This window comes from Dactylosporangium sp. NPDC048998 (genome assembly GCF_043197855.1).
Taxonomy (GTDB): Bacteria; Actinomycetota; Actinomycetes; order Mycobacteriales; family Micromonosporaceae; genus Dactylosporangium.
On record NZ_JBICTV010000028.1, the window covers coordinates 92,814 to 110,098 of the forward strand.

The window sequence follows — 17,285 nt, forward strand, 5'->3', positions numbered from 1 at the left end:
TCCGCGGTACTAGGTTATTAATCAGATGCGCAGTTTAGCAATTTCGCAAGCCGCTGCGTCGCCGGCTCGTCCGCCGTCAGTGGCGTGGGTCACGGTTTGACGGCGACGATCCGCGGGCGCTGGTCGCGCCAGCCGGGCAGCCACTCGACGTCGCGGAAGCCGGCCCGGGAGATCGCGCGACGGTACTGCCTGTTGGTGAACAGGGTCATGACGTGCTCCTCGGTCCAGTGCCGGATACCGACGCCGGGTTCGCCGAGCATGTAGTGCATGGTCATGGTCGAGGTGGTGCCGGACTGGTGCGAGTAGCACATTCTCGTGACGTGCCGATGGCCGTCACCCGCCACGCCCGGGTGCACCGTGCCGGGAGTCCACTGGTCCGGCGTGTACCAGGGTTCGAGCAGCACCACGCCCCCCGGTTCGAGGTGTGCCGCCAGGCGCTCGAGGGTCTGGTGCAGTTCGTCGACCGACTGCGCGTAGCCGATGGCGGAGAACAGGCAGGTGACCGCGCTGAACGTGCGGCCCAGCTGGAAGTCGCGCATGTCCCCGGCGTGCACGGCGACTCCGGTGAGCCGCTGGACGGCGGCCTGACGCATCGCGTCGGAGACCTCGAGTCCTTCGACGTGAGCGAACACCTTGCGCAGGTGGGACAGGTGCAGGCCGGTGCCGCAGGCCACGTCGAGCAGGCTGTCGGCGGTGGGATTGCGCCGGCGGATCAGCGCCGCGACCTCGTGGGCCTCCGCCCGGTAGTCCTTGCCGGCCGCGGTCACGTAGATGAGCTCGTACGCGGTGGCGAGGTCCTGCTCACTGGGCGCCGGCATCACCTGCCGGGCGGCGTCGGTTGTGGACCCGGCCGCGCGGCCGACCTTGAGGATCCTGGGTATCAACGCGGCGGCGCGGCTATCGGTCCACAGGCTTCTGCGCGCGCAGGTCGTCGAGCAGCTCGGCCCGCGACGCGATGACCTCGGTCAATATGGTGCGGGCGACCGCGAGGAGCTCGGCGACGCGCGGGCTGACCAGGGAGTAGAAGACGGCCGAGCCTTCCTTGCGGGTCACCACCAGGTTCATCTTGCGCAGCACCGACAGTTGCTGCGACAGGTGCGCGGCCTCCAGGCCGACCTCCGGCAGCATCTCCGACACCGAGTGCTCGCGCTCGGACAGCAGCTCCAGGACCCGGATGCGGGCGGGATGAGCCAGGGCCTTGAAGAATTCAGCCTTCGCCTGATACAGCGGCTTGCTCACCGGCCCACCCCCTCACCTGCGCGAAACCGTACCCTGAGCCCACCGTGTTCCGATCATCGGCCGCGGTGCCGCCCATCATTGTGCGACCTTATAAGTTGCTAAAGTCGGCAAGCGTTTGGGGTGGCCTAGAGCTCGTGGGCGGTGCCCTCCGCGACCGCGCGGAGCTTGTCGGGGTTGGCGACGTTGTGGATGGCGGCGATGCGGCCGTCCTCGGCGACGTCGAACGTGACCGTGGCGATCACGCGGTCCGGGCCGCTGAACACGACGCCCGGAGCACCGTTGAGCTCCACCAGGGCGGCGCGCATGTCCGCGGGGGCGACGCCCTGGTACGTGACGGTGCCGATGGCCGCGAACCACGCCGCGACCGTCACGGCGCCGGTGATCGGGCGAATCGCCTGGCGTACCTTGCCTCCGCCGTCGGTCCACAGCGTGACCTCGGGGGAGAGCAGCTCCATGAGGGCGTTGACGTCGCCGCCCGTCGCCGCGGCCAGAAACCGCTCGGTGACCGCGCGCTGCCGTGAGCGGTCCGCGGCGAAGCGGGGCCGGCGGGCGCGGACGTGCTCGCGGGCGCGGTGGGCGGCCTGGCGTACGGCGGTCTCCGAGCGCTCGACCGCCGTCGCGATCTCGGCGTGGCTGAAGTCGAACACCTCCTTGAGCACGAACACCGCGCGCTCCAGCGGGCTGAGCGTCTCCAGCACCACCAGCATCGCCATCGACACCGAGTCGGCGCCGGCGACAGTGTCGGCGGTGTCCGCGCTGGTGAGGATCGGCTCGGGCAGCCACGGCCCGACGTACGTCTCGCGCCGGTGCCGGGCGGCGCGCAGCCGCTGCAGGGCCTCGTTGGAGGCGATCCGCACGAGGTAGGCCCTCGGGTCGGCCACCTGCGACCGGTCGGCGGCCGACCAGCGGATCCAGGTGTCCTGGACCGCATCCTCGGCGTCGGTGGCCGAGCCGAGGATGCGGTACGCCACGGAGAACAGCAGGTTGCGGTGCTCGGAGAACACACGCTGGTCCGGGTGCGTCACCGGGCCGCCCGGGTGCGGGTGAAGCGGCCGCCGCGGGGCCAGAACGCGCCCGAGGCGGGCATCTTCTTCATGCGGGCGAAGGTCGGCCAGGGCGCGGCGGTCACCGTCTCCTTGTACCGCACCGCGAGCCGCCCCGTCAGATAGATGCGCCGCGGGCTGTCGTCGGGGTGCGTGAACTGCACCACCGCATCGTTGCGGCCGAGGCTGACCGGCGTGTGGTAGTACCCGAACCGGAACGGCTTGGGCTCCTTGCCCTCCAGGGCCCGCAGGATCGACAGCGCCGCGTGCACACCCGTGGGCATGCCGCCCTGGCAGGTGCCGTGCATGATGCCGAAGCCCTGCCGGATCGCGGCCGCGTCGCCCACGGCGTACACCTGCGGATGCGAGACCGAGCGCAGCGCCGGGTCGGTGACGATCCGGCCGCGGCCGTCGACGCGCAGCCCGGCCGCGGCGGCGAGCGGCGACACCCGCGTGCCGCTCGTCCACAGCACCGTGCCGGCGGCGACGGTCTCCCCGCCGGCCAGCTCGACGGCGTCGGGCAGCACCTTCACCACCTCGACCCCGCCGCGCACCCGGACGCCCAGCCGCCCCAGCGCGGCGCGCAGGTAGGCCGCGACCTTCGGGTGCATGCTCGCACCGGGCTCGTCCCGCCCGAGCAGCACAACGTCGAGCCCCGGATGCCGTTCGGCGATCTCCGCGGCCGACTCGATGCCGGTCAGCCCGCTGCCGGCGACCACCACCGTGCCGCCGTCGCCGAGGCGGGCCAGGCGGTCGGCGAGGAGTTCCGCGTCCTGGGCGCTGTTCAGGGTGTACGCGTAGTCGTCCACGCCCGGCACCGCCGAGGTGTCGGCCTCGCTGCCGAGCGCGTACACCATCGTGTCGTAGCGCAGCACCCGCGCGTCGTCGACCCGCACGGTCCGCGCGTCCGCGTCGATCGCCGTGACCCAGCCGCGCACGAACGCCGCACCGGTGCCCTGCAGCAGCTGCGGGATGCTGAACTCGGCGAGGTGCTGCCCGGTGCCGGTCATGTGCAGGCGCATCCGTTCGGTGAAGCGCTCGTGCGGGTTGACCACCGTCACCCGTACGCCTTCGCGCCGCCCGGCCCGGGCCGCGAGCTGGATCGCCGCGGACATCCCCGCATAGCCCGCCCCGAGGACCAGGATTTCGTGGGTACCCATGGTGCCGTCCTCCGTCATGTGTGTTGCCGACACACACGCAGATGCGGCCCGGCACCCGGGCGTGACACGGTTGAGCTGTGACGGGCGACACGCCGCCGCTCGTTCAGCGCGCGGCCGGTGCCCAGGGGCCGACGCCGCCGATGTGCTCGACGGAGTACCGCACGATGTAGCCGGGCCCGCGCGGCGCCGGAAACTCGGTGGCCGGCGTGACGTACACCTTCGCCAGGCGGTTGAGCAGGTCCCACGCCGCGTCGCTGGCCTCGACGACGGCGTGTGTGCGCAGCGCGGCGTAGTCGTTCAAGAACTTGCCCGGCACGCGCGGGGCGTCGAACGACAGCACCACGCGCGGGTCGCGTTCGATGTTGCGCAGCTTCCGGTAGTACCCGAGGTGGCCGCTGACGAGGTCGTCGCCGTCCAGCCCGATCCAGACGACCGTCACGTGCGGGCTGCCGTCGGGGTTGACGGTGCTCACGTGGGTCATCGGGCCGGACGCGACCAGGTCGCGCAGCGATCCGGGCAGGGCCGTCATGGCGCGATCGTCTCCGTCACGCGCGCATGGTATCGGCGGTCCGGGTGAGCGGGGGCGGAATCGGCGTTCCCGGACGTGCGCAGCCCGCGGCGGCTCATTTCCGCAGCGCGCCGGGCATCTCGCCGCGGACCGGCGCCCGCGAGCCGCGGCCGTCCATCGACGGAAGAGATGCTTGTGGAGGCTTTTTCTATGGCTTAGCGTAAGCCGCATACAAATGGACGCACGCCCCGTCCGAAAGGAACGCCCCGCCATGAGACGTCGTCCCCTCCTCGCGGCCGCCCTCGCCGCCGCGCTCGCCCTCGCCGGCTGCTCGGCCTCCGCCGACCCCAAAGCCGGCCCCAAGCAGCTCACGGTCTGGATCATGGGCGACAGCTCCGCCCACTTCGAGGAGCTCGTCAAACCGTTCACCGACAAGACCGGCATCACCGTCGACACCGTCGCGATCCCGTGGGACTCGATCGACCAGAAGTTCACCACCGCCGTCGCGTCGGGCAAGGGGCCCGACGTGCTGCAGATCGGGCTGTCCAAGCTGCGCACGTTCGCGAGCTCCGGCGCGCTGCTCACGTTCGACGACCAGATCCTCGCGGCCCACCCGAACCTGGCCGCGGACCGGTTCCTCGACGGCGTCGCCGGCAAGTCCGCGGCGATCGGCGGCAAGGTCGTCAGCGCCCCCTGGATCAGCGACACCAGGGTGCTCTTCTACCGCACCGACATCCTGCAGGCCAACGGCATCAGCGAGCCACCGTCCACCTGGGACGAACTGCGCGCCGACGCCAAAACGCTCGCCGGGCGCGGCAAGGGCCAGTACGGCTACTACATCCCGCAGTGGGACAGCGCCCTGCCGGTCATCATGACCTGGAGCCAGGGCGGCCAGATCGTGGACAGCGCGGGCAAGATCTCGTTCGACACCCCGCAGTTCGGCAAGGCCGTCGACCTCTACACCGGGCTCTACGCCGACAAGAGCGTGCCCACCAACGCCGACTTCGACCAGGTGCAGGGCTTCACGTCGGGCGTCGCGCCGATGCTCGTGTCCGGCCCGTACCTCGCCGGCGCCGTCACCTCCGCCGCGCCCGAGCTCAAGGGCAAATGGGCCGTGGCCCCGATCCCGAGCGGCAGCACCAACGCGTCGCTGCTGGCCGGGTCGAGCCTCGGCGTGTGGGGCAGCACCGGCAACCGCGACGGCGCGCTCCAGCTGCTCGACTACCTGTCGGAGCCGCAGACCCAGCTCACGTGGTACAAGCTCGACGGCCAGCTGCCGACGGTCAAGGCCGCGCTCGGCGACCCGTCGCTCACCGCCGACCCGTTCGTGACGGTGTACGCCAAACAGCTCGCCGGCGCGAAGCTGCTGCCGCTCGTGCCGAACTGGGACGGCGAGACGGGCAAGGCGCTGCTCGACGCGCTCAACTCGATCGTCCTCACCGGCGCCAACCGCGACACCGCCCTCAAAGGCCTCTACAGCGCGACGAACGGCACCTCCGTCGACTGAAGCACCGTGGGCGGGCCCAACCGCCCGCCCACCCCAACGGAGGGAACCGCCGTGAAACCCCGTCTCGCGCCGTACGGCTTCATCTCCCCGGCGATGGTGCTGCTGCTGGCCTTCGGCGTCCTGCCGATCCTGGTCGCGCTCGGCGTCAGCCTCACCGACCTCAACCTCGCCGGCCTCGGCGACCGCTCCCGGATCGGCTTCGCCGGCCTCGCCAACTACCGGCGGCTGTTCGCCGACCACGAGTTCTGGCAGGCGCTCACCAACACCGGCATCTTCGTCGTCATCGGCGTGCCGTCGGTCGTGGTGCTGTCGCTCGCGGTCGCGCTGCTGCTGAACCGCTCGGACAACCGGTACTTCCGGGCGCTGCGCAGCTTCTACTTCGTGCCCGCCATCACCGCGGTCGTGGCCGTCTCGCTCGTCTGGGGGTACCTCTACAACACCCAGTTCGGCCTGCTCAACCACCTGCTGTCGGTGGCCGGCCTGCCCGAGGTGCGGTGGCTGAGCGACCCGCTGTGGGTGAAGTTCTCGGTCGTGCTCGTCGCCGTCTGGCGCGGCACCGGCCTGAACATCATCATCTTCCTGGCCGCCCTGCAGAGCGTGCCGAAGGAGTACCTCGAGGCCGCGTCCCTCGACGGCGCCGGCGAGCTGCGCAAGACGGTCTCGATCGTCGTGCCGCTGCTGCGCTTCGCGATCCTGTTCGTCACGGTCACGACCGCCATCGCCTGGCTGCAGTTCTTCGACGAGCCGTTCGTGCTCACCAAGGGCGGCCCGCTCGGCGAGTCGACGAGCATCTCGCTGTTCCTGTACCAGAAGGGCTTCTCCGTCAGCCAGTTCGGCTACGCCAGCGCCGGGTCGGTGGTCCTGTTCGTCGTCATCGCGGCGGTCACGCTGCTGCAACTGCGGGTGGTGCGCGCCGATGCCGAAGCGTAGGAACCTCACCGTCGTCGTCGGCGGAGTGCTTGGCGTCGGTGCCCTCGTCACCGCGTTCCCGTTCGTGTGGATGGTGTTCGGGTCGGTGAAGCCGCGCAGCGAGTCCGTCGCCTATCCGCCGAAGGTTCTGCCGCGGCAGCCGACGCTGGAGTACTTCCGGCAGCTGTTCGAGGAGCTCGACTTCGGCCGGTACCTCGCCAACACCGTCGCCGTCGTCCTCGTCGGGATGGCCGGCGTGCTGCTCATGGCGATGGCCGGCTACGGGTTCGCGAAGTTCCGCTTCCGCGGCCGGGAGCCGCTGTTCTTCCTGGTGCTCGTCACGATGATGATCCCCGTCCAGGTGACCATGGTCCCGACGTACCTCATCCTGAACGGCCTCGGGCTCACCAACACGCTGCTGGGCATCGCGCTGCCCGGCCTGGTCTCGGGGTTCAGCGTGTTCCTGTTCCGCCAGTTCATGTCCACGATCCCGACGGAGATGCTGGAGGCGGCCCGCATCGACGGCGCCGGGGAGGTGCGGATCTTCCTGCGCATCGTCCTGCCGCTGTCCCGGCCGATCCTCGCGGTGCAGGCCGTGCTCGCCTTCATCGCCGGGTGGAACAGCTTCCTGTGGCCGCTCATCGTCGCCGACGACCAACGGCTCTACACCCTCTCCGTCGGGGTGTCGTTGCTGAACCGGCAGATCGCCACCAACCCGTCCCTGCAGATGGCCGCCGCGACCCTCATGGTCGTGCCGGTCCTCGCCGTGTTCGTCGTCCTGCAGCGGTTCGTCGTGCAGGGCTTCACCATGTCCGGCCTCAAATGAGTAAAGGCGTTCACTTCATGCGCAAGCGACTCTCCGGCTTCGTCCGCGCCGGCGGCGCCCAGCTGCTCGACGGCGCGGGCCACCCGCTGCTGCTGCGGGGCATCGGCCTCGGCAACTGGCTGCTGCCCGAGGGGTACATGTGGCGGTTCGGGGACGAGCTGAGCTCGCCGCGGCAGATCGAGCGGCACGTCGAGCGGCTCGTCGGGCCGGGCCGGGCGAGCGAGTTCTGGGCCCGGTTCCGCGCCACGTTCGTCACCGAGGCCGACATCGCCGAGATCGCCGCGCTGGGCTACGACCACGTCCGGCTGCCGCTGAACTCCCGCGTCCTCGTCGACGACGCCGGCCGCTTCCTGCCGGAGGGATTCGCGCACGTGGACGCCCTGCTGGACTGGTGCGAGCGGCACGACCTGTGGGTGCTGCTCGACCTGCACGGCGCGCCCGGCGGGCAGACCGGCACCAACATCGACGACTCGCCCAACGGCCGGCCCGAGCTGTTCATGGACGAGCGGTACCGTCGGCTGACCGTCGAGCTGTGGCGGGAGATCGCCCGGCGGTACCGTCACCGCACCGTCGTGCTGGGCTACGACCTGCTCAACGAACCCCTGCCGAACGAGTGGCAGCACGTCTACGCCGCAGAGCTCGTCGACCTGTACCGGGAGCTGACCGCCGCGATCCGGGCCGTCGACCCGGACCACCTGCTGGTCTACGAGGGCTCGCACTGGGCGACCAACTGGTCGATCTTCACGGAGGTGCTCGACCCCAACTCGGCCCTGCAGTTCCACCGCTACTGGTGCTCGCCCGACCGTTCGAGCATCCAGCCCTACCTCGACGCCCGGTACCGCCTCGGCCTGCCCATCTACATGGGCGAGGGCGGCGAGAACACGCCGGAGTGGATCTACACCGCGCACCGCCTCTACGAGCAGCACGGCATCGGCTGGAACTTCTGGCCGTGGAAGAAGCTCGACACCCGCACCTCGCCGCTGTCGGCGCGGCGGCCCGACGGCTGGGAGCTCATCGCGGACCCGGCCTCCGGCGTCGACGCCGCCACAGCATGGCGGATCCTGCAGCGGTACCTCGACGCCGTCGCACTGCCGGCCTGCGAGCGACGCCCGGACGTCGTCAACGCGATGTTCGGCCGCGCGCCGCTGAGCGTGCCCGGCTGGGGCTACATCGACCAGCGGGCCCGGTTCCGGGACCGCTTCGGCGAGTTCGACACCACGCGCGTGTGGCACCACCCGGCGGGCGAGCCCTACACGGCCGGGGAGACCGCGCCGATCAGCGTGGCGGCGGGCGAGGAACTGCACTTCCCGCTGGAGCACCGGCCCTCCGGATGGCGGGTGGACGGCGACGGCTCGTTCGAGGTGCACTGGCACGGCGACCGCATCGTCGCCCGCGCGACCACCGCCGCCCGGCTGCGCGCGATCGAACTGACCGTGGACTGACACCGAGTATGATCAAGCAACCATGAGCGCCGAGCCCGCCGCCGGTCGGCACACCACCAGCCTGCCCGAGGTGTCGACGGTCACCACGCTGCGGCAGCGCAACCGGGCGCTGGTGCTGCGGCACGTCATCCTCGCCCAGCAGACCACGCGAGCGGAGATCGCGCGGCACAGCGGGCTGTCGACGGCGTCGGCCGCCAACCTCGTCGCGGACCTCATCGCCGACGGCCTCGTCGAGGAGCGCGGCTCGATGTCGTCGAAGGGCGGCCGGCCGATCGCGGTCATCGCCCCGCGCGCCGAGAGCGCCGTGACGATCGGCGCCGACATCGGCGAGCGCGGCGTCGCCGTGGAGATGTTCGATCTCGCGATGCACCGCATCGACCGCGAGTTCCGCGGCGGCGCGGCCGAGGAGTCGCCGGAGAAGATCAGCGTCGACCTGCAGGACGCCCTCGAGGCCCTGCGCGAGCGCAACGCCGCGCGGTGGCCGACCCTGCTGGGCATCGGCCTGGGCCTGCCCGGCCTGGTCGAGGTCGCCGCGGACGGGCGGCAGATGCTGTACGCGCAGAGCCTGGGCTGGCCGCCGGTCCCCGTCGCCTCGCTGTGCGACGTCGGCATGCCGGTGCTGGCCGAGAACGGCGCGAAGATGCAGGCCCGCGCGGAGCTGTGGTTCGGCAACGCCCGCGGCGCCGACCATGCCCTCGTGGCCCTGCTCGGCCGCGGCGTCGGCCTCGGCGTGGTGACCGAGGGCCGGCTGCTGCAGGGCGCGCACTCCAGCGCCGGCGAGTGGGGGCACACCGTCATCGAGCGGGGCGGCCGCGTCTGCCGCTGCGGCAACCGCGGCTGCGTCGAGGCGTACCTGGGCGCCGACGCGATCCTCGACGCCTGGCGCCGTTCGGGCGGGCGGTTCGAAGGCTCGGGATGGCGCGCGATCGGCGAGCTCCTCGCGGCCGCCGCCGACGGCGACCCGGCGGCATCGGCCATCGTCGACGACGTGGTCGACTGCCTCGGCGCCGCGCTCGGCGGCATGGTCAACCTGACCGGCCCGGAGCGGATCGTGATCGGCGGCTGGGTCGGGCTGCGGCTGATGGAGTCGCTGAGCGGCCCGATCGAGGCGGCCGTCCGCCGCCACAGCCTGCCCCGGCCGGGAAGCCAGTTCCGGCTGCTGGACGCGGCGTTCGGCGGCGACGCCGTCGCGACGGGGTCCGCGCTGCTGCCCCTGGAGGCGATGATCGCCGCCGACCCGTCGCTGCAGGACCGCTCCGCCCGGTAACCGTCGTGCGCGATGAGAGCCGGCCGGGTTTGTCGGCCGAACGCGTACGCGCGCACAATGATCGGACGGACCTCGTACGCGCGAGTGAGCCTCGACCTGCGGTGCGATGCTGCAACGCCCGGCACGGAGGGAGGCGAGCGCAGTGGATTCCAGTCCCGGCGGATATCGTCCGCTTCCACCTGTTCTTGACCTTCCCCGGTTCGCTCGCGGCACCCGCTGACCAGGACTTTCGCCCGACCGCTTGATGCTGTACCCCATCGAGCCAGCTGCGCGTGCCGCCTCAATCCCGCCCGACGCGGGAAAGGGGGTGTGCGATGGCCAGGACGCACACACGCACCGCAGACGAGCAGGCGGTACTGGACCCGGTGCGCACCGGAGACATCCGGGGTGCGCTGGGCAGCATCGCGGCCGACGACACCGAAGTCCGCCGGGGTCTGTCGACCAGGGTGAAGACCCTGCTGGCGATCATCGGCCCGGGCCTGATCGTGATGGTGGGCGACAACGACGCCGGCGCGTTCGGCACCTACACCCAGGCCGGGCAGAACTACGGCACCCGGCTGCTGTGGACGCTGTTGCTGCTGGTGCCGGTGCTGTACGTCAACCAGGAGATGGTCCTGCGGCTGGGCGCGGTGACCGGAGTGGGACATGCCCGGCTCATCCTCGAACGCTACGGGCGGTTCTGGGGCGCGTTCAGCGTGATCGACCTGTTCCTGCTCAACGCGCTGACCATCGTCACGGAGTTCATCGGCATCAGCCTCGGGCTGGGCTATCTCGGTCTGCCCAAGGTCCCCGGTGTGCTGGTGGCCGCCGTGGCGGTGGTCGCCGCGGCCAGTACCGGCTCGTTCCAGCGGTTCGAACGGGCCTGCATGATCCTGGTGGCCGGTTCCCTGGCGCTGATTCCCGTGGTGGTGCTGGCCCACCCGCCGCTGGGGCAGGTCGGCCGAGACTTCGTGGTGCCGGGCATGCCGACCGGCGAACTGTCCACGGTGCTGTTGCTGATCATCGCGATCGTCGGCACCACGATCGCGCCGTGGCAGCTGTTCTTCCAGCAGTCCTACGTGATCGACAAGCGGATCACACCGCGATTCATCCGCTACGAGCAGGTCGACCTGTGGATCGGCATCGTCATCGTCGTGGTCGGCGCGGCGGCGATGATGTGCGCCGCCGCCGCCGCGTTCGGCGGCCGCCCCGAGTTCGGGCACTTCACCGACGCCGCAGGGGTCGCCGCCGGCCTGGACCGGTACGTCAGCCAGGTGGCGGGCATCCTGTTCGCGATCGCGCTGATCGACGCCTCGATCATCGGGGCGGCCGCGGTCGGCCTGGCCACCTCGTACGCCATCGGTGACGTGCTGGGGCTCAAGCACTCGCTGCATCGCACGCCGCGGCAGGCCAAGGCGTTCTACGCGGTGTTCGCCCTGCTGCTGCTGGCCTCGGCGGTCATCGTGGTCGTTCCCGGCTCCCCGCTGGGGCTGCTGACGGAGGGGGTGCAGACCCTGGCCGGGGTGCTGCTGCCCTCGGCGACGGTGTTCCTGCTGCTGCTGTGCAACGACCGGGCGGTGCTGGGCCCCTGGGTCAACCGCTGGGGCACCAACCTGTTCACCTCGGCCGTCATCGGCGTGCTGGTGACGCTGTCGATCATCTTGACCGTCAGCGTCCTGTACCCCAGGATCACCGTCACCCAGATGCTGGCCATCCTCGCCGCGGGCGCCCTGCTCGGGCTGCTCGGCGCGGCATGGCTGGTAGTGGACCGCCGCCGCCACCCCAGACCGGCCATGCCCCCGATCGACCGGTCACAGCGTGCCTCATGGCGGATGCCCCCACTGGCGCTGCTGGCACGGCCGCGCCTGTCGGCCGGACGGCGGCTGGGCCTGGTGGTGCTGCGCGGCTACCTGGTCATCGCCGTTGCGCTCGTCGCGGTCCGGGTGGCACAGCTCGCCCTGGGACACTAGAAGGTGAAACGCTGGGAAACGTCCCCAGAAAGGGGGTGACGCGGTGAATTCCGCGGCCACCACCCCGTTCGCCACCGGTCCGGCCCGGGCGCCCCGGCTGATGCTGTCACGGCTGCTGAAGACCGCCGCGATCGACGCGCGAGGCCAGCGGCTGGGACATCTCGTCGACGTCATCGTGCGGCTGCCCGCCGACGGCGGCTATCCGCCGGTCACCGGCCTGGTCGCCGAACTCGGCCGGCGGCAGGTGTTCATCCCCGCCGAGGTGGTACGCGCCTGGCAGCCCGACCGTGTCGAACTCGCCAGCGCCCGCGTCGACCTGCGCGCCTTCCAACGCCGCGAGGGGGAGGTACTGCTACGCGCCGACGTGCTGGGCCACCGGCTGCTCGACACCGCCAACGCCCGGCTGGTCCACGCCCACGACGTCGAACTGACCGCCGGCCCGGCCGGCGGGTGGGTGCTGTCCGGCGTCGACGTCCACCGCCTGCGCTGGCTGCACCGCCCCGGCCACCACCCGCACCACCCGTTCCGCGACTGGCTCGCGTTCGAGCCGCTCATCGGCCACCAGCCATCCCTGCGTGTTCGCCACCCGCTGGCCCGGCTGCGCCGCCTCAAACCCGCCGAACTGGCCGACCTGCTGGAAGACGCCTCCGCCCCGGAGCAACGGGAGATCCTCACCCAGGTGCACGCCGACCCCGAACTGGAGGCCGACGTCTTCGAAGAACTCGACGACGACCAGCAAAGCCACCTGCTCGCCGACCGCAGCGACGCCGAGGTCGCCGATGTGATCGCCCACATGCGCGCCGACGAAGCCGCCGACGCCATCGCCGGACTGCCGCACGAGCGGCGCCTGCCGGTACTCGGACTCCTACCGGACCAGCACCGCGTCAAGGTCACCACCCTGCTCGGCTACCACAACGCCACCGCCGGCGGCCTGATGGGCGTCGACGCCCTCGCCCTGCCCGGACACACCACTGTGCACGAGGCGCTCCAGGCCGTCCACCAGGCCACCACCACCCAACCCGAGGCCCTCGCCACCGTCTACACCCTCACCCCCGACGGCCGCCTGGCCGGCGCGATCGGGCTGGTCGCCCTGCTGCAGGCCGATCCGGACGCCACCCTGCACACCACCGCCGATCCGGACCCGGTCCACGTGCCGGCCCACGCCGACCAGATCGAGATCGCCACCCTGATGGCCGACTACAATCTGCCCACCCTGCCCGTCGTCGACAACGACCACCACCTTCTCGGCGTGATCACCATCGACGACGTCCTCGACGAGACCATCCCCGCCAACTGGCGTCGCCGCGAACCGGCCCCACACCACCACGGCGCCGGCGCCGCGGCCTGATCCTCACCGGCGTCGACCCGGCGCGGAAACGGGAGCACCCGGTCGTCGAGGGGATCCGTGTAACGTGCGGCTCGACGGCACGAGGGCGGATGATCGGGGACCCGGATGGACGGTTCGATCGATCGGTACCTGCGTCGCGTCGACGGGGTGGCCGCGGAGATCTGGGTGGCGCCGAGCCGCGGGCAGCTGTTCTGGCTGCGCCACGCGCCCGCGTGGTTCGCGCCGGCGGTGGAGGGCGGCAGCCCGCTGGCCCGCTGGTGGGCCATCGCCACCGTCACGCCCAGCACGAACGTCACGGTGCTGAACCTGCGGTACCAGGCGTATCTGAACCTGATTTTCCACCGGACCGCGTTGGCCAGGGTCGGGCACGCGGTCTGCATGCCGCTCATCGTGGCCTCGATGCTCGCGGCGTGCTGTGCGCTGCCGCTCGGGTCGCTGCCGGTCAATACGTCCCTGCCCGCCGCCGCGGGCCTGGCGGTGTGGTGGCTGTGGTGGGCGGTGAAGGAGCGCGATCCGCTCTGGGGTGCGAGCGGTGTGGTACTGGTCGCGGCCCTGTACGCCCTCGCCAACGCCGCGTACGAGCTGCGGCCGCATGCGATCGCCGGCTCGGCGCTCCTGGCGCAGCCGCTGGCGTGGGTGGTCCTCGGTTCGCTGCTGCAGGCCGCCTCGCACGTGCTCGAGCCGCTGCCGCCGCGGGTGACCCGGTCGCCGCGTTGGGTGCCGGTGGGGGAGTACCTGTTCGGCGCCGAGGGCGGGCACCACTCGCGTGCGACCGTGGTACGCCGGGCCGGCCACCTCGCCGCGCAGACGGTCTTCGGCACCGTCGACGAGTTGGTCGCCTCTCCTCGGCTGCTGCCGGTGCTGCTGCTGGACCTGCTCTGGCGGCTCGGGCACGCCGCCGCCCGCCGGGCCGCCTGGCGGGCGCAGGCGGCGCGGGCGATCGCCAGCGGCAACCCGGGCCTTGACTTCATCGGCATCGGCGGCGCCACGCCGCTGCGCATCCCGGCCTGACCCACCCGGACCAGGCCGGGCCAGCCCGGTTTCGGGCGTCGCTTCCGTGGTAGTTGCGTGCAGTCTCTACCGGACGTCGGGAGGATGGCCATGTCGCAGACCCGGGAGCTCCTTGACACGTTCGCCGTGAGTTTTCGCCCGGAGGTGAGCAGCGAGCGGCTGGCGGCGGTGATCGACGCCATGGTGGCGTGCGAGGAGGCCGTCACCACCTGCGCGGCCGCCATGGTCGCCGAGGATGACGTCCGCGTGCTGCAGGACGCGATCGTCCGGGACTTGAACTGCGCCGACGTAGTGGCGGCGGGCCGCCGGCTGGTCAGCCGGGGCGCCGACGCCGCGCTGCTGAGCTCGATGCTGGAGGCGTGCGTGATGGCCTGCGAGCACAGCGCCGAGCTGTGCGGCAAGCACGCCCACCACCACGACCACTGCCGGATGTGCTCGCAGGCGACGCTGCGGTGCGCGGAGGCATGCCGGGAGGTCCTGCACCGACTGCACGGGTGATTCGCCGGTGGACGACCGCGACGCCGGCGCCGCGTGGCCGCGGCCGCACCCCGGCGCCGGCTGGCGGTCGTTCGACGACCCGCGGCGGCGTTTACCGCACGACGAGCTGGAACAGCACCAGGTCGCTGATGTGGGTCTCCACCTCGAACAGGCCGGGCGTGTCGGCGCGGAACTGCACCGAGCCCGGCTGGCCGGGGGTGAGGGTGGCCTTGCGGTCGTAGCCGTGCACGTGCAGCTCGTCCTGGGCGTCCGAGGTGACCGTGATCCGGATGGTGCTGCCGCGGGCGATCTCGATCCGGCTGGTCGGCGGGCTCGCGGTGCGGTTCGTGATCGTGACGGTGAGTTCCCGGTCGACCGGGCCGGCGCCGATATCGGCCGCCGGTGCTGTCCCGGCGGCGCTGCCGGCATCGTCGCCGCGCGTGAACAGGACGACCGCGACGGTCGCCGTCAGCGCGACGACGGCGACGGCGAGCGCCCTGTACCAGGCGTCGCGAGAGCGCGTCCGGGCCGACGCCTCTGCGGCGTCGTCCGGTTTGGTGGCGGCGGTGGGTGGCACGGCGGCACTCCTTCACGAGGGAAGCGACCCGGCCCTGGGCCGGCTCACAGGTTCGTGCCGGTGCGCCGCCACCGACATCGGGGTTCCGGCCGCCGCGCCGGAAGACTGCGGGGCGAGCGTACCGGGCGGGGCGCTGCTGGAACACCGCCCGGTACGCCCGAGCTCGTCAGCGGTCAGGCATTCGCCGGCGCCGGTGAGGTCGGCACGGCGGCTTGACGTCGGCCCCGCCGGACCAGCCCGACGACGACGTCGATGACCAGAAACCCGATGAGGGTGACGCCGAAGGTGGGCAGCGCCCAGCCGATCGCCGCGGTGACCAGGACGCCGGCGATGAGCAGGGGCAGGCGCAGCCGCCGCCACGCGCCGCGGGCCGGCGGTGCGCCGAGCGGGGCGCGCCGGGCGGCGCGGGTGGGGCGGCGCTGCCACCACATGCGGTAGCCCCAGACGATGACGCACAGCAGCCCGAGTGCGAGGGCCGCGAGCAGGATCTGGTTGGCCAGGCCGAACAGGTATCCCATGTGGGCCTGGATGCCGAGCTTGGACAGCTGGGCCAGCAGCGGCCAGTCGGCGAAGTCGGAGCGGGCCGTCACCGTCGCCGTGGCGGGGTCGACGGCGATGCGGTCGAGGCCGACCGGCCAGACCCGGTCGTCCCCGGCCACGGTCCACGCCTGCCCGGCCTCGGCCGGCGGGGTGATGATGATCGGGCCGGTCATCCCGGCGCCGCGGGCGACGTGCAGTACCGTGTCGATCTGGGCCGGGTCGCCGGGCGCGGCGCCCGTCGTGCCTCCGCCGTGATGGCCCCCGGAAGCCGCCGGAGCCGCACCGGCGGCGATGGCGGTATCGAGGTCCGGCTGGTGGGCGTGCAGCTTGTCCAGGGCCAGGGTGAAGTTCTCGCCGGCCCACCGGGACCAGGTCAGGCCGGTGGCCGACAGGAAGAGCAGGCCGACGACGAGCCAGACGCCGGTGGCGGCGTGCATGCCGCGGGTGCGGCGCACGCCCTTGGCCGCGGTGAGGTCGTAGAGCAGGGTAGCCTCGGCGCGGCCGCGGCGGCGGATGCCGCGGGTGCGCCACTGGCGGTTGCACCACAGGATCAGGCCGCCGAGGACGAGGACCCACAGCCAACTGGCGGCGACCTCGGAGTACACCCGGCCGAGATCATAGAGGTGCAGGTTGCGGTGCAGATCGTCGAGCCAGGTCATGAGCGGCGTCTCGTTGTACCAGGTGGTGAGCTGCCCGCGGATCTGCCCGGTGTACGGGTCGACGTAGACGGTGTGCTGCTTCTCGCCGAGTTCGGGCAGGCTGAACACGACCCGCGTGGTCGCGTCCGGCGCCGCTGCGGGCAGCACCGACGCGAGGGTGCCGGTCGGGTGGGCGGCGACGGCGGCGGCGACCTGCTCCGACAGCGGCCTGGGCAGGCCCGGTCCGGCCTGCACGGCGTGGAGTTCCTTGTCGTACACGAGGCCGTCGAGCTGCGGGGCGAAGGCGAACAGCAGCCCGGTGACCGCGGCGACGGCCAGCAGCGGCGCGACGAGAATGCCGGCGTAGAAGTGCAGCCGGGTCAGCAGCGGCACGATCGACCACGACCATGACCACGACCGGCCCGGCGCCGAGGCGGGTGCGGCGATCGGTGGTGCCTCCGGGTCGTCGGCGGGCGGGGAGACGTCGGTGGCGACGGACATGGCGGAGACCTCCGAAGACGTATCGACGGCGCCGGATGCGGTCGCCGCTCGGCAGGTAGTCGGCGGAACCGGCCGCGGGGTTCCCGAGAACTTTCCGGCGTGTGGCAGCGACCACCCGTCGACCATCTCGCCGAGCTAGTCAGACAGACCTGGAAGGATCATCGATGCGTCGTACCGCCCTTCTTCGTGCCGGCGTCGCCGTGCTCGCCGCCGCGGCGGCCGCTCTCGCGCTGCCCGGCCCGGCGTCTGCGCACGTCACGGTCAGCTCCGCCTCGGCCGTGCAGGGCGGCTACAGCAAGGTCACCTTCCGGGTGCCGAACGAGAAGGACAACGCCAGCACCGT

Annotated in this window: 17 protein-coding genes; 10 read left to right on the plus strand and 7 right to left on the minus strand. The window is 71.9% G+C overall.

The window, feature by feature from the left end; translation table 11 throughout:
• Positions 1-89 precede the first annotated feature (89 nt).
• From ACGFI8_RS38080 to ACGFI8_RS38100, 5 genes are all read right to left on the minus strand, one after another.
• Entirely contained in the window at positions 90-884 is a 795-nt protein-coding gene (locus ACGFI8_RS38080) for a class I SAM-dependent DNA methyltransferase (protein ID WP_392812119.1), read from the minus strand.
• 13 nt (positions 885-897) lie between these two features.
• Complete coding sequence (locus ACGFI8_RS38085; protein WP_392812120.1) at positions 898-1,239, minus strand: ArsR/SmtB family transcription factor; 342 nt, start codon at positions 1,237-1,239, stop codon at positions 898-900.
• Positions 1,240-1,364: 125 nt separating this feature from the next.
• Positions 1,365-2,264, minus strand: a complete 900-nt coding sequence (locus ACGFI8_RS38090) for an RNA polymerase sigma-70 factor (RefSeq protein WP_392812121.1) — start codon at positions 2,262-2,264, stop codon at positions 1,365-1,367.
• Positions 2,261-3,442: an NAD(P)/FAD-dependent oxidoreductase gene (locus ACGFI8_RS38095; protein WP_392812123.1), complete on the minus strand. Its 1,182-nt coding sequence runs from the start codon at positions 3,440-3,442 to the stop codon at positions 2,261-2,263. Before ACGFI8_RS38095 ends, ACGFI8_RS38090 begins: the two co-directional genes overlap by 4 nt.
• Positions 3,443-3,545: 103 nt before the next feature.
• Positions 3,546-3,971, minus strand: coding sequence for a PPOX class F420-dependent oxidoreductase (locus tag ACGFI8_RS38100; RefSeq protein WP_392812125.1), 426 nt, complete (start codon positions 3,969-3,971; stop codon positions 3,546-3,548).
• 250 nt (positions 3,972-4,221) lie between these two features.
• Here ACGFI8_RS38100 and ACGFI8_RS38105 point away from each other — a divergent pair, with 250 nt between their 5' ends.
• The 9 genes from ACGFI8_RS38105 (at position 4,222) to ACGFI8_RS38145 (ending at position 14,707) form a co-directional block, all read left to right on the plus strand.
• Entirely contained in the window at positions 4,222-5,457 is a 1,236-nt protein-coding gene (locus tag ACGFI8_RS38105; protein ID WP_392812127.1) for an extracellular solute-binding protein, read from the plus strand.
• Between the two features lie 51 nt (positions 5,458-5,508).
• Complete coding sequence (locus ACGFI8_RS38110) at positions 5,509-6,387, plus strand: carbohydrate ABC transporter permease (protein ID WP_392812129.1); 879 nt, start codon at positions 5,509-5,511, stop codon at positions 6,385-6,387.
• Positions 6,374-7,192 (plus strand): carbohydrate ABC transporter permease, encoded by an 819-nt coding sequence (locus tag ACGFI8_RS38115; protein WP_392812130.1) that lies wholly within the window; start codon positions 6,374-6,376, stop codon positions 7,190-7,192. Before ACGFI8_RS38110 ends, ACGFI8_RS38115 begins: the two co-directional genes overlap by 14 nt.
• A 17-nt stretch (positions 7,193-7,209) precedes the next feature.
• Positions 7,210-8,634: a glycoside hydrolase family 5 protein gene (locus tag ACGFI8_RS38120; RefSeq protein WP_392812131.1), complete on the plus strand. Its 1,425-nt coding sequence runs from the start codon at positions 7,210-7,212 to the stop codon at positions 8,632-8,634.
• A gap of 22 nt (positions 8,635-8,656) precedes the next feature.
• Entirely contained in the window at positions 8,657-9,901 is a 1,245-nt protein-coding gene (locus tag ACGFI8_RS38125; protein WP_392812132.1) for an ROK family transcriptional regulator, read from the plus strand.
• Between the two features lie 314 nt (positions 9,902-10,215).
• The gene (locus tag ACGFI8_RS38130) at positions 10,216-11,850 is read left to right on the plus strand and encodes an NRAMP family divalent metal transporter (RefSeq protein WP_392812133.1); all 1,635 of its coding nucleotides are present in this window, start codon (positions 10,216-10,218) and stop codon (positions 11,848-11,850) included.
• A gap of 43 nt (positions 11,851-11,893) precedes the next feature.
• Complete coding sequence (locus ACGFI8_RS38135) at positions 11,894-13,198, plus strand: magnesium transporter MgtE N-terminal domain-containing protein (protein ID WP_392812134.1); 1,305 nt, start codon at positions 11,894-11,896, stop codon at positions 13,196-13,198.
• A gap of 105 nt (positions 13,199-13,303) precedes the next feature.
• Positions 13,304-14,209 carry a hypothetical protein gene (locus ACGFI8_RS38140; protein WP_392812135.1) on the plus strand — a complete coding sequence of 302 codons (906 nt, stop codon included), beginning with the start codon at positions 13,304-13,306 and terminating at the stop codon, positions 14,207-14,209.
• A gap of 90 nt (positions 14,210-14,299) precedes the next feature.
• Positions 14,300-14,707, plus strand: a complete 408-nt coding sequence (locus tag ACGFI8_RS38145) for a four-helix bundle copper-binding protein (protein ID WP_392812136.1) — start codon at positions 14,300-14,302, stop codon at positions 14,705-14,707.
• 91 nt (positions 14,708-14,798) lie between these two features.
• Here ACGFI8_RS38145 and ACGFI8_RS38150 read toward each other — a convergent pair whose 3' ends face one another.
• Positions 14,799-15,263, minus strand: coding sequence for a hypothetical protein (locus tag ACGFI8_RS38150; protein WP_392812137.1), 465 nt, complete (start codon positions 15,261-15,263; stop codon positions 14,799-14,801).
• 173 nt (positions 15,264-15,436) lie between these two features.
• Positions 15,437-16,942 (minus strand): PepSY-associated TM helix domain-containing protein, encoded by a 1,506-nt coding sequence (locus tag ACGFI8_RS38155; RefSeq protein WP_392812138.1) that lies wholly within the window; start codon positions 16,940-16,942, stop codon positions 15,437-15,439.
• Positions 16,943-17,106: 164 nt separating this feature from the next.
• Here ACGFI8_RS38155 and ACGFI8_RS38160 point away from each other — a divergent pair.
• On the plus strand, positions 17,107-17,285 hold a 179-nt coding region (locus ACGFI8_RS38160), incomplete at its 3' end, for a DUF1775 domain-containing protein (RefSeq protein ID WP_392812140.1).

Coding starts and splice junctions, on each gene's coding strand:
- ACGFI8_RS38130 (WP_392812133.1), top strand. CDS start 10,216: ATGGCCAGGACGCACACACGCACCGCAGACGAGCAGGCGGTACTGGAC.
- ACGFI8_RS38095 (WP_392812123.1), bottom strand. CDS start 3,442: ATGGGTACCCACGAAATCCTGGTCCTCGGGGCGGGCTATGCGGGGATG.
- ACGFI8_RS38115 (WP_392812130.1), top strand. CDS start 6,374: ATGCCGAAGCGTAGGAACCTCACCGTCGTCGTCGGCGGAGTGCTTGGC.
- ACGFI8_RS38100 (WP_392812125.1), bottom strand. CDS start 3,971: ATGACGGCCCTGCCCGGATCGCTGCGCGACCTGGTCGCGTCCGGCCCG.
- ACGFI8_RS38155 (WP_392812138.1), bottom strand. CDS start 16,942: ATGTCCGTCGCCACCGACGTCTCCCCGCCCGCCGACGACCCGGAGGCA.
- ACGFI8_RS38140 (WP_392812135.1), top strand. CDS start 13,304: ATGGACGGTTCGATCGATCGGTACCTGCGTCGCGTCGACGGGGTGGCC.
- ACGFI8_RS38125 (WP_392812132.1), top strand. CDS start 8,657: ATGAGCGCCGAGCCCGCCGCCGGTCGGCACACCACCAGCCTGCCCGAG.
- ACGFI8_RS38105 (WP_392812127.1), top strand. CDS start 4,222: ATGAGACGTCGTCCCCTCCTCGCGGCCGCCCTCGCCGCCGCGCTCGCC.
- ACGFI8_RS38145 (WP_392812136.1), top strand. CDS start 14,300: ATGTCGCAGACCCGGGAGCTCCTTGACACGTTCGCCGTGAGTTTTCGC.
- ACGFI8_RS38120 (WP_392812131.1), top strand. CDS start 7,210: ATGCGCAAGCGACTCTCCGGCTTCGTCCGCGCCGGCGGCGCCCAGCTG.